Origin of the sequence: Shinella kummerowiae, from assembly GCF_009827055.1 — a bacterium.
Taxonomy (GTDB): domain Bacteria; phylum Pseudomonadota; class Alphaproteobacteria; order Rhizobiales; family Rhizobiaceae; genus Shinella; species Shinella kummerowiae.
This window is the reverse complement of sequence record NZ_WUMK01000018.1, coordinates 45014-56644: the sequence shown is the minus strand read 5'-3', so window position 1 is coordinate 56644 and position 11631 is coordinate 45014. Positions and strand designations below refer to the sequence as shown.

Annotated in this window: 12 protein-coding genes and 1 pseudogene; 3 read left to right on the top strand and 10 right to left on the bottom strand. The window is 65.4% G+C overall.

The annotated features are described in order from the left end of the window. Window positions 1-15 precede the first annotated feature (15 nt). Window positions 16-201, bottom strand: a pseudogene (locus GR138_RS29170) (CoA-transferase); the annotation flags it as partial. 8 nt (window positions 202-209) lie between these two features. Between GR138_RS29170 and GR138_RS29165 the strand changes: the two are divergent. Then, window positions 210-599 carry an IclR family transcriptional regulator domain-containing protein gene (locus GR138_RS29165; protein ID WP_160862776.1) on the top strand — a complete coding sequence of 130 codons (390 nt, stop codon included), beginning with the start codon at window positions 210-212 and terminating at the stop codon, window positions 597-599. A 194-nt stretch (window positions 600-793) separates the two neighbouring features. Continuing rightward, window positions 794-1786 carry a Bug family tripartite tricarboxylate transporter substrate binding protein gene (locus tag GR138_RS29160; RefSeq protein WP_160862775.1) on the top strand — a complete coding sequence of 331 codons (993 nt, stop codon included), beginning with the start codon at window positions 794-796 and terminating at the stop codon, window positions 1784-1786. A gap of 205 nt (window positions 1787-1991) precedes the next feature. Here the strand turns inward: GR138_RS29160 and GR138_RS29155 are convergent, their stop codons facing one another. The 9 genes from GR138_RS29155 to aroQ form a co-directional block, all read right to left on the bottom strand. Next, a complete protein-coding gene (locus GR138_RS29155; RefSeq protein ID WP_160862774.1) occupies window positions 1992-2861 on the bottom strand; it encodes an EamA family transporter in 870 nt (289 codons plus the stop codon). Next, a complete protein-coding gene (locus tag GR138_RS29150) occupies window positions 2858-3622 on the bottom strand; it encodes an SDR family NAD(P)-dependent oxidoreductase (protein WP_160862773.1) in 765 nt (254 codons plus the stop codon). Before GR138_RS29150 ends, GR138_RS29155 begins: the two co-directional genes overlap by 4 nt. An 11-nt stretch (window positions 3623-3633) precedes the next feature. Continuing rightward, the gene (locus GR138_RS29145; protein WP_160862772.1) at window positions 3634-4449 is read right to left on the bottom strand and encodes a sugar phosphate isomerase/epimerase family protein; all 816 of its coding nucleotides are present in this window, start codon (window positions 4447-4449) and stop codon (window positions 3634-3636) included. Then, entirely contained in the window at window positions 4446-6182 is a 1737-nt protein-coding gene (locus GR138_RS29140) for an FAD-dependent oxidoreductase (protein WP_160862771.1), read from the bottom strand. Before GR138_RS29140 ends, GR138_RS29145 begins: the two co-directional genes overlap by 4 nt. After that, a complete protein-coding gene (locus tag GR138_RS29135) occupies window positions 6179-7162 on the bottom strand; it encodes a Gfo/Idh/MocA family protein (RefSeq protein WP_160862770.1) in 984 nt (327 codons plus the stop codon). Before GR138_RS29135 ends, GR138_RS29140 begins: the two co-directional genes overlap by 4 nt. 27 nt (window positions 7163-7189) lie before the next feature. Then, window positions 7190-7642, bottom strand: a complete 453-nt coding sequence (locus GR138_RS29130; protein ID WP_160862769.1) for a nuclear transport factor 2 family protein — start codon at window positions 7640-7642, stop codon at window positions 7190-7192. 156 nt (window positions 7643-7798) lie between these two features. Further along, window positions 7799-8740 (bottom strand): LysR family transcriptional regulator, encoded by a 942-nt coding sequence (locus GR138_RS29125; RefSeq protein ID WP_160862768.1) that lies wholly within the window; start codon window positions 8738-8740, stop codon window positions 7799-7801. Window positions 8741-8808: 68 nt separating this feature from the next. Beyond that, window positions 8809-9864: a Gfo/Idh/MocA family protein gene (locus GR138_RS29120; RefSeq protein ID WP_113580723.1), complete on the bottom strand. Its 1056-nt coding sequence runs from the start codon at window positions 9862-9864 to the stop codon at window positions 8809-8811. Between the two features lie 59 nt (window positions 9865-9923). Continuing rightward, the gene (gene aroQ / locus GR138_RS29115; protein ID WP_160862767.1) at window positions 9924-10388 is read right to left on the bottom strand and encodes a type II 3-dehydroquinate dehydratase; all 465 of its coding nucleotides are present in this window, start codon (window positions 10386-10388) and stop codon (window positions 9924-9926) included. Between the two features lie 253 nt (window positions 10389-10641). Between aroQ and GR138_RS29110 the strand changes: the two genes are divergently transcribed. Further along, complete coding sequence (locus tag GR138_RS29110) at window positions 10642-11631, top strand: Bug family tripartite tricarboxylate transporter substrate binding protein (protein WP_160862766.1); 990 nt, start codon at window positions 10642-10644, stop codon at window positions 11629-11631.

Below are 11631 nucleotides of genomic sequence, written 5' to 3'. Positions count from 1 at the left end.
AAGGGGTCAACATTCCGCGCCGATTGACACCCAGTCTTCAGCGCCGGCCGTCGGCGGTTCGCCGAAATCGAGGATGCCGTTCTCGGTGTGGAAGATCGCCTGCCGCCCCGGCGGCTGGTAGCGGGCGACCATTTCCGGGAAGCCTATGCCGAGATTGACATAGGCGCCATCGGCGATGTCCTGCGCCGCCCGCCAGGCGATCTAAGGTCATGTCGATTGCGCTGATGCCCGGATCGCGGCTGCCGGCCTATTGTACCTCCATGGGCCGGGTGATGCTGGCGGCCATGCCGGAGGAGCAGGCGCGAAAGGTTCTCGAAAGTCATCCGATGCCGGCCCGAACGCCGCATACGCTGACGGCAATGGATGCGGTGATCGCAGAGCTGCGGGAGACGCGGTTGCGCGGTTACGCGACGGTCGATCAGGAGGTGGAGCTTGGCCTGCGCTCCCTCGCCGTCCCGCTGCGCGGTGCGCGAGGTATCGTGGTCGCGGCGCTGAATACGGGCCTTGCCGCCTCAGCCGTGCCGATGACGGCGCTTGTCGAGACATATCTCCAGCCCCTGCAAATGGTGGCCAGGGAGCTGTCCGGCATTCTTGCCTGAGGAACAGCTGCCTCCGAAGAAATGCCCTTGTCTGAGCAATCGCTTGCAAGACGTCCCGTATCGGGCAGATGAAGGCAATCGGTATTAGACTTGGTCAAGGGGTTTTGACCACCCTGAAGATGGCTGCGCGCTCCGGGAGGGAGCTGCCGGGAAACCGGCCGACGCGGCATCGACGATCTTCAGGGAGGAAAGACATGCAAAAACCCATGGTGACAAGGCGGATATTCCTGGGCGCGGGCGCGGCGCTGACTGCGACGCTGGCCGCGCCCTCGATCTTGCGGGCGAAAAGCTTCGCGACCCATCCGGTCCGTCTCTTCGTCGGCACGGCGGCGGCGGGCAGCAACGATCTCGTGGCGCGGCTCATCGCGGTGCCGCTCGAGAAAATGCTGGGCCAGCCCGTCGCGGTCGAGAACCGGCCGGGCGGCGCCACGACCATGTCGGTCGGCCTCGTCGCCAATGCGCGTCCCGACGGGCACACGCTGCTTGTATCGAGTTCGGCCGCGGTCGCTACCTATATCGCCAGCGCGACGAAGCCGCCGAGCCTCGTGGACGATCTCTCGCATATCGGCATGATTTGCGACGGTGCCTTCATCTATGCCGTGCACAAGGACGTCCCTGCAAAAACGACGGAGGAGTTCATCACGCTCCTGAAATCGGAGCCTGGCAAGATCCGCTACGGCGCGACGGGTACGGGCGGTGGTATCCATCTGTCGGGCGCGCTGTTCCAGCAGAAGACCGGGACGGAAATGACCGTGATCCAGTATGCCAATGCCGGGATGCGGCTGACCGAACTTCTCGCTAACCAGACCCAGCTCGGCATCGCCGGCGCCGCCGTCCTCTCGCAGCAGATCAAGTCCGGCGCGCTGCGGCCCTTGTTTATCGCGGGAACAGAGCGGACGACGCTCTTCCCGGACCTTCCGACCGGCGCGGAGGCCGGTGTCGGCGGGCTCGAGGGTATCAGCAACTGGTTCGGCCTGCATGGGCCGAAGGGTCTCGATCCGCAGATCGCCGCCGAACTGAACGGCATGCTGCAGACGGCGCTGAAAGATCCTAAGGTTGAGGAAGGGATGGCGGCGGCCGGGTTCTTCGCCGTTCCGGGCAGTTCGCAGGATCTTGCGGCGCGGCTGCAAAAGGACGTCGCTGTCATGACCGAAGTGGTCAACACCGGTGGTATCCGTATCGAATAGTTTTTCCGGCCGGCGCTGGTTTCAGCGTCGGCCTATAGGGTCACAACTCAATCGGGATATAGGTTCTGTTGACCGTGACGGGATTGGATGGAAGCAAACAAGCGCAAGGCAAGACCCGAAGGTCTTGTCGAGCATTGTTTGCGATCAGGCGGCCCGTCACAGTCAACCCTTCGGGCAGGCCGCATATCCTGATTGAGTTGTGACCCTAAACCTGCGGCGCGCGGGATCGGCCAAGCAGGTAGAGGACCGACAGGATCACGATCGCGGCACCGGCGAGCATATGCAGCTTCGGATAATCGCCGAAGACGAGGAAGCCGAAGATCAGCCCCCAGACCAGCTTGAGATATTGCGCCGGCGCGACCAGTGCCGCCGGTGCCATTCTCAGCGATTGCACCATCAGGAACTGCGCGCCGGCCATCGCCGCGCCGCCGAGAATGATGACGGGCAGGTCGCCGGCGGCGGGTGGTCTTGCAGACAGCATGAAGCCCGGCAGGCCAACGAGAAAATGGCCGACGGAGACCGCCCCGACCAACATGAAGCGCGAGCCCTGATTGGCCGAACTGCGCAGCAGCAGCGTGACGGCCACGCTGACGAACGCGCAGACGAGCGCTGCCGCATGACCGAGCGACAGTGCCTGGCCGGCCGGATTGATGACGATCAGCACACCGCAGAACCCTGCCGCGATGGCGAGCCACTCCTTTCCCTTGACCCGCTCACCGAGCAAGGGCGCGCTGACGGCCGTCACCATCAGCGGTGCGCAGAAGATGATGGCATAGACGTCGGCGAGCGGCAGCACCGTATAGGCGTAAAAGCTGGCGAGCGCGCCGGTCGCCGCCAGCGTGCCGCGCAGGGCAAGGCCGCGTGGGTCGCGGATGGCCGTGCGTTTTGCCTGGCCGGACAGGATCAGCGCCAGGGCGACGAGCGTGCCCGAGACCATCGCCTGCATCGAGATGACCTGAAACACCGAATAGCTCTGCGTCAGCCATTTGGCGCAGGCGTCGTGCACCGAGAAGACCGATTGCGCGGCGATGCCGACGAGAACGCCGCGCAGGACGGGGGAATGATCGGGATTCACGGCATATAGGACCCGCCGGTGACGTCGAGGATCGCGCCGGTTACGAAGCCCGCTGCATCCGAGGCGAGATAGGCGACGGCGGCGGCGATATCCTCCGGCTGCCCGATGCGTCCTATCGGCGTTTCCTTTAACGCGGCCTGCAGCGTCGCCTCGTTGCCGGGCATGGCGCGGTTGAGCTCCGTGTCGATCCGCGAGGGGGCGATGCAGTTGACGGTGATGCCGTCCGGGCCGACCTCGCCCGCCAGAATCCGCGACAGTCCGAACAGGCCGGCCTTGGAGGCGGAATAATGCGCGTTGCCGAAAGTGCGCATGCGCCCGGAGCGCGAGGAAATGGTGATTATCCGTCCGAACCGGCCCCGGCGCATGGCAGGAACACAGGCCTGCGCCATCAGCATCGGTCCGGTCAGGTTGACAGCAATCGTCGCGTTCCAGAGATCGAGCGGCATGTCGGCGACGGTCGGGTTTCGGCCGTTGACGCGGGGCAGGATGCCAGCGCAGTTGACGAGGATATCGAGCCGTCCGAAATCGCGCTCGACCGCCGCGACGGCCGTCCCGATCGAGGCCGGATCGGTTACGTCGAGCCTGTAGCCGTGTGCGTCGATGCCCCGGTTGCGGAGACGGGCTGCACTGTCTTCCGCGCCTTCGCCGTTGATGTCGGCCAGCGCGACGCCGATGCCGTCCTGAGCGAGACGCTCCGCCGTCGCGAAGCCAAGACCGCGGGCGGCTCCGGTGACCAGGGCCACTCTCTTCGTGCTGTTCATGCGCTCCTCCCTCAGAGCCAGGCGATCGATGCGGCGCCGATGCGCGCTCGCTCGGCGACGCTTTCGCTTGCCAGTGCCGCCACCGGAATTTCGAGCGACATCGCCGTGCCCGCCGGCAGGGCGGCGATGATCGCCGCCAGTGGAATGACGCCTTCGCCCGGCAGAAGGCGGCCACCGCGGGCCTCCTGCGGCAGGTCTTCCCGCGCGGGTGCCGATGCGCTGGCATCACAGATCTGCAGATGCGAGACGATGCCGGATGGCAGAGCCGCTATGTCGCCCGGACGGGCGCCGGTGCGCTGGACATGCAGGGCGTCAAGCACGATGCCGGCATTGTCAGCACCGGACGCCGTGATGATGTCGACGGCAGCGGACAGGCTGTCGATGGACCGGAAAGCCATGAACTCGACACCCACCTGTAGCCCGAACCGGGTCGCCAGCGCGCAGATGTCTGACAGTTTCTCCGCCTCTCCGCCGGGCGGGATATCGCCCGGACCATGCAGCGGCTCGTAGCCGAGGCAGGATATGCGGGAGGCCCCGAGTTTTGCCGCCGTCTCCAGAATGCGTTCGAGGACATCGTCAGGCGGCAAGTGGCCAAGCACCAGTGCCTCGACATCGAAGACACCGACTTCCGTATCCCGGCAGGCGGCGGTGATTTCACGCAGGAGCGGGGCGTTGCCGACGATCTCGACCTTCAGGTTCCGGAGTGCGCCGGACCGCAGCGGCAGGCCGACAGCGCCGAAGCCGGCCTCCGCCGCCGCGGCGATCAGGGCGACCGGACCCTCGTCGTTCATGCCGAGCTGGGCGAGCGATACATTTGCGGGGTTCATGGTGCATCTCCCTTGGCAATGGCGTTGGCGACGATCCAGGCGAAGACGAGCGCCGGGCCGAGCGTGGTGCCGGGACCGGGATAGGAGCCGCCCATGATCGAATGCATGTCGTTGCCGACGGCATAGAGGCCGGGAACCGCATCCCCTTCGGCGTTCAGGACCCGGGCCGAGGCGTCGGTCCGCAATCCACGCGCCGTGCCGAGGTCGCCGCTGACAACGCCGACGGCATAGAAGGGCGGGCGGTTGAGCGGTGCGAGGCAGGGATTGGGGTGGATGGCGGGGTCGCCCAGCGCCCGGTTGTGTCCGCTGCCGCCCTTGCCGAAATCCGGATCCCTGCCGTTAGCTGCGGCCTCGGCGTGGCGTGCCAGCGTTTCCGAGAGCGTGTCCCCGGGCAGGCCGAGCTTCTTCGCCAGGGCATTGATCGTCGGCGCCTCGATCATATAGCCATCGCGGATCAGGCGGCAGTTGCCGAGATGCGCGGGAAAGGGCCGTGCAAGCCCGAGCCCATAGCGCCGCAGCGCCCGTGCGTCGCAGATCAGCCAGGCGGGCGGGCGTTGAGGAGCGGATGGTGTCAGCCGGCTGAGCGCCGTGCCGAAACGGTGATAGGAATCCGCCTCGTTGGTGAAGCGGCGGCCGTCCTTGTTCACGGCGATGACACCGGGCTTGGCCCGATCGAGCACGAGGTGGGCGATGCGGCCGATCTCCTCGTCGCCTCGGCGATGAACGGAGACGGGTGCGCGGAAGAAGGCGCTGGAGCCGGTTTCTGCCAGTTGCCCGCCGACGGCCTGCGCCAGCGCGATGCCGCCGCCATCGGAGGAGGCGCTGGCCATGCTGAGATGCGGGATATCGGGATCGCGTTCGGCAAGCGACATCGCGGGATTGCCCGGAAACCCGCCCGTCGCGAGGATGACCGCCAGGCGGGCGCGGATGTGTCGCTTTCCATCGCCGACCGCGACATCGGCGCCGCTCACCTGACCATCCGCCAAGGTCAGTTGCAGGACTCTTGCGTTCAGGACCAGTGGTATGCCGCGGCCGAAAAGCGCGGATGCGAGCTGTGCCACGAGGGCGCTGCCGACGACGAGCCGAGTACCGCGCTTCCAGCCGGTCAGTCTGTCGCGACAATAGCGGCCGAGCAGAGCGAGGCTGCGTCGTGTCGGTATCCATTCGCGACCGAAAGCCAGCAGGGTCTGCACGTCGGCGCGATTGACCATCATCCCGCCGAAGACGAGATGACTGGCGAGCGGCGGGCGCAGGTCGTTCAGGCGCAGGCCAAGCGAGCGGCCGTCGAAGGGAGCGACATCCAGTACCCGGCCCGTCGCAACGGCGCCGGCAAGCTCGGGATGATAGTCCGGCGCGATCGCGCGTGGTGTGTAGCGCAGCGCGCCGCAATGCTGGAAGAAGGACAGTGCCGCGCCGGCGTGACGCACGAAGGCCTCCCGCCGGGACCGGTCGCAGGGTTCGGCGAGGGCGTCGAGGTAGGCGAGAATGCTGGCCGCGTCGTCGGCCTTGCCGCCGTCGTGGAGCGGGATCCAGATCGCCGCGCCCGACAGGGCCGAGGTGCCGCCGAAGTGCCGTTCCTTCTCAAGGACCACGACATCGAGGCCGAGATCCTTCGCAGCAACGGCGGCGGCCAGTCCGGCAGCACCGGCGCCGATGACGATGACATCGGTTTCCGCAGGGCAGATCGCCTCATCAGGTTCCGATGTGCCGGTCTGTCCCGTGGGCACCGTCATGCCACCCTTTTCGCCACCCGGCCGGCCGGGGCGATCGCGACGGCGCGGCAATCCTCGATCAGCTTCTGAACATCGTAATTGTCCTTGACCGTCACCCAGAGGGGCGTGCCGTTCTCGATGGAATCGATGAAATGCTCCAGTTCCTTGATGAACTGGTTGACGCCAACGACGCCCGGGAGAGCCACGTCCTCGCCGTTCTTGCGATAACCGGTTCCGGTCAGGATGATGGACCCCTCGTCGGTTTCCGCCTCGATGCGCAGCCGGCCAGCATCGGTGATCATCAGGCCGTCGTCGCAGATCGGCGGGTTCGGCGACCAGCTGCTGAGGATCGAGGCCGTAACGCCCGAGGGGGAAACCAGCGAGGTGAAGAACAGGTCTTCCGTCGGTGCCTCGAAATGCACGTTGTCGAGCTGGGCGAAGCGGGGCGTCAGCGTTTCGCCGACGAACCAGGTGGCGAGATCCATCTGGTGAATGGCATTGACGAGAAGCGCGCCGCCGATGACAGGTTCGCTGCGCCAGCCGGCCATGGACGGCTTGCGGACATTGGTCGACAGATGGACGCGGCGCAGGCTGCCCATGCCGCGCAGGGCGTCGAGAAAACCCCTGATGTGCGGATTGGTGCGCAGCAGATAGCCAGGCATGATCGTGACCGGAACGGTTTTGGCAAATTCGACAAGCGCCATGGCTTCCGTGCTGTCCGGGGCGATGGGCTTCTCGCACATGACATGTTTTCCGGCGCGGGCGAGGCGGCGGGTGAACTCCGGGTGCAGATGCGGCGGCAGCGCCAGCGTCGCGGCGTCGATGGTGTCCAGGTCGAGTTCGTCGAACGACCTGAGTGCCTTCGCACCGACCTTGACCGCCTGCGCGGCGCAGCCTTCGCCGGGATCGACCAGCGCGACGATGTCCTGGCCCATTTCGGCCAGCGCGTTGACATGCCGCGATCCGGCCCAGCCCAGCGATCCGATGACTGCAAATCTCATTTTCTTTCCTCCTCGAAAAAGACCGCGTCAGGGGCGCGGCAATGTGGACAACTCGATCGACTGGAACCGCCAGCCCTGCGGCAGGCGCACGAAGGACGCCCGGCAATCGCCGACGGCGCGCAACAGGCCCTGGCCGTCGCGCCAGTCCGTCAACAAGATGAAGGAGATGCCGTCGGCATGGTCGGCATCCTTGCCGGAGGTCAGCACGATATCGGTCTGCTGGTGGCGGACGAGGCCGCGGAACATCTCGCGGCGGGCCATGGCCAGTTCCAGCAGCGCGTCGTGGCCGGTCGTCGTGCCGGCCGGATTGGCCGTCTTGCCGGGCACAGCACTGCTCGGGTTCAGCCGGGTGAAAGATCCGTCCGGGGCGAACAGGCCGACCCAGTTTTCCGCGTTGCCGTGATTGAAATGATGGCAGTACAGCGCATAGAGCCGGTGGATCCGGCGTTCGTCCTCCGCCGGAATGAAATCGTCCAACATGTCGTCTGCTCCACTGACGGCGGTCGCGGTGGCCGGGGCACTGGTGCCTGGCGGCGATCGGCCGTTGTCTCCTCTGCCCCCATCTAGGCGGGGCGGAGTGCGGAGGTCCAATAGCGTCTGTGTTTCCGTGCGAAGCCGGGATTGCTTGGCGGATGCTCAGTCGCTGAGCTTTGGCGCAAGTCCCTCGCGCGGGTTGACCATCGGCTCGACCTTGCGCAGCGCGCCGCGGATGTGGAGCTTGATCAGCTCGACCAGTTCGTCCTCATGGATCAGCGGCACGCGGCGCGAGGAGTGAATGAGGTAGAGGGTGCGCACCAGCTGCCCGTCAGCAATCTTGCGGCCTGCCAGCTCGCCGCGCTGCAACTCGCCGATGACACTGCCATAGGGCATGATGCTGACAGCGGAACCCTCGACGACCAGCGATTTCATGATGCTGACGGAGGATGCCTCGAAGCCGATGATCGGCTCGATGCCGAGCTTTTCCGCCGCCTGCATCACCAGCTGGTAGACATGATCGCGCTCGCCGGCCAGCACCATCGGCTGTTTCAGCACGTCCGTCAGCGCGATCGGTCCCGGTTCCGACATGTCGGAGGTGACGAACAGCAGTTCCTCTTCGAACAAGGGGACACGGGCAAGGCCCGGCCGCTCGGGAACCTCGTAGGCGAGCGCCAGATGCACCTCGTCGCGCTCGATCGCATCGATCAGCACGAAGGACATTTCCTCGACGACGCTGAGGCTGACACCCTGCATGTCGTCGCGGACGCGCACCATGAGGCCGGCGCCGAAGAGCTTGCCGAGGCCCGGCGTCAGGCCGAGCGTGATGCTTTCGGCAGCCGTGCCCTTGTGGGTCATCACCTCCTGCTTGATCAGGTCGACCTGACGCAGTACCTCGCGGGCGCGATCGTAAAGGATCTTGCCGACTTCCGTTGCGGTGACCCCACGCGAATGGCGGATCAGCAGCGGCACGCCGAGTTCTTCCTCGAGCTGGCGGATCTGCAGGCCGAGCGCCGGCTGGGCGACATAGAGCTGCTCGGCCGCGCGCGTGATGTTGCCGGCTTCGACCGTCTGGGCGAAATAGCGTAACTGCCGCAAATTCATGGTGAAAAATCTCCTCGGTCAAGGAGGATAAGCAAGCGAGGTCGCGCTCGCAAGCCCGTTGCGTGGGCTCAAGCGAGCAGGTCCGCAATCCGCACCGGTTTGCCGTCCTTTGCCGAAAGCGAGACGGCGAGCGTCGCTGCGAGCGTGCCGAGTGCGGAATCGACGCTGACCAGCGGCTCCTCCTCGCGGCGGATGACGCGCACGAAATGGGCCATCTGCAACTCCATGGACTCGGCGGCGACGTGGTAGAGCTTGCGGCGGATGAACGTCGCGTCGCGTCCGCCGTTCGGCGCGTTGGTCCAGGTTTCGAGCGTCGGTACGGCAAGCGAACCTTCCGTGCCGCAGATTACGTAGCAATCCTCCGGCTGCCAGGCAAAGCGCGGATCCTCCTGCGAGGTCATCTCCCAACACCAGGGTGCCACGACATTGTCGGAGATGACGAATGTACCGAGCGCGCCGCTTTCGAATTTCAGCAGCACCGCCGCGGTATCCTCGACCGCGAAACCGCGCGAGGCCGATGAGGTCACGGCCTGGACACTTTCGATCTCGCCGCAGATGGCACGCAGGCTGTCGAAATCGTGGATCGCGTTGATCAGCAGCGTGCCGCCGCCGAGCGCCGGATCGGTTTTCCAGGCTTCCTTGTAATATTCGTCTGGCTTGCGCCGCAGCCACATGCCGTTCAGCGCGAGGACGCGGCCGAGCCCACCTGCGCGCACATGCGCTGCTGCTGCCGCGATGATCGGATTGTGGCGGCGGTGATGGCCGACAAGCGCCGGCAGGTCAGCGCCGGCAAGAGCCTTGCGAAGCCGCAGGCCGGCCGCCAGCGTATCGGCGACCGGCTTTTCGATCAGCGGCACGGCGCCGGCCTCGATGCAATCGATCGCCGCCGGCGCGTGATAGGCATTCGGCGTGGAGATCACGACGCCGTCCGGCTTGACGGTGGCCAGCATCTCCTTGTGATCGGCAAAGGTCGCGATGCCTTTGGCCTCGAGTTTTTCACGGGTGTCCTGGCTGAATTCGGCGACGCCGGCGATCTCGATGTCGGGGTTGCGCTCTGCCACCGACAGGTGGTGGCGGCCCATGACGCCGGCGCCGATGAAGGCGATCCTGACGGGAGTGCCCATGATTTTTCCTCCTGAAACGGACTGTTGCGGGATTGGGCCGGCGAAGCGGCGCCGGGAACTCAGCCCTTGGGAAAAGGCGGGTTCAGCAGATTGTGCATGGCCTCGACGGCGACAATGTAGCCCGCCGCGCCGAAGCCGAAGATCACGCCGGTCGCGACCGGGCGGACATGGGAAAGCTGGCGGAAGGCGCGGTCGGCGTAGCGATAGGAATTGTTGAAGTGCAGCTCGATGATCGGCACGGTCAGGATGCGCAGGGCATCGGCAATGGCGATCGAGGTGTGGGTATAGGCGGCGGGGTTGATGATCACGCCGTCGATACTGCCGTGGGCCTGCTGGATCCAGGTGACGAGTTCGCCCTCGAAATTCGACTGGCGGAAATCGATGTCGAAATTGAGCGTACAGGCCTTGGTTCGCACGGCCGCCTCGACGTCCGCCAGCGTCTGGCGCCCGTAAAGCTCCGGTTCGCGAACACCCAGCATGTTGAGGTTCGGCCCGTTCAGGCACAGGATCTTCGGCTGGGTCATGGCGCTCCTCCCTTGTCGCATCGGCCGGGCGATGGCCCGGTTCAGGGGTGTTGATAGGCGGCACCCCGGAAACCGTCCAGAGTTAAAAGCCGTTGTCTGTCATATGTTTTGCTTGGATCGGCCGTGGTCCGCCCAAAGCGTCGATCAAGACAAATTGCTTCGGTCTGTCGAAGGCATTCGTTATTTGAATTGAGCGGTGCCGATCGGCAGAATACGCCCAAAGAGAAACACGGTGCCGTATCGGGAGGATACCATGACCACCAGCATAACCCGCCGCCATCTTCTGGGCGGCGCCGCCGCAGGCGCTGCTCTGCTCGCCATGCCGCGCCTTTCTTCGGCAGCAACCTGGCCGGCACGGCCGATCACTGCCGTTCTCGGCTTCCCGGCCGGCGGCGGCCTTGACGCCTATGTGCGGCTTCTCTCGCCCTTCCTGTCGGAAAAGCTCGGCACGCAGATCCTCGTCGAGAACCGCACCGGTGCCAACGGCAATATCGCGACGCAGAAGGTCGTCGAGGCGAAGGCCGACGGTTATACGGTTCTGTTCAGCACCGCATCCGCAATGGCGGCGGCGTCCTATGCGTTTCCCGATCTTTCGTTCAACCCGATCGCCGATCTTGAGCATATCACGCTGGCGACGCAGTCGAGCTATGTCCTGCTCGTCAACAAGGAGACGCCTGCCAACAGCTGGGACGAGTTCGTCGCGCTGGCGAAGACCGAGCCGGGCAAGCTGGTCCACGCCTGTGCCGGCGTAGGCTCCGTCAACCATCTTCTCGGCGAGCTTCTGTCGCAGCGCGCCGGAATCCAGCTGAACACCGTGCAGTACAAGGGCGGCGCGCCGGCCATGACGGACCTTCTGGCCAATCAGGCGCAGTGCACCTTCATCTCGGTCGGACAGGCAGAGCCCTATGTCAAGGCAGGACAGCTGAAGGCCATTCTCAACTGCGCGCCCAAGCGGGCCGAACAACTGCCCGACACGCCGGCTTCAACGGAATTCGGCCTCGCCGATGTCGACCAGATGTCCTTCTGGATCAGCGCCTCGGCGCCCAAGGGCACGCCGCCGGAAATCATCCAGGCGCTGCAGAAGGCGATCAAGGACAGCTATGCCAATCCGGATCTGACCGACCGCATGGCAAAGGCCGGCCTGACCCCCGTCGGCTCGACGCCCGAAGAATTCATGGCCAAGCTCAATGCCGATCATGCGCTCTACGGCAAGATCATCAAGGATTCCAATCTTACCTTCTGA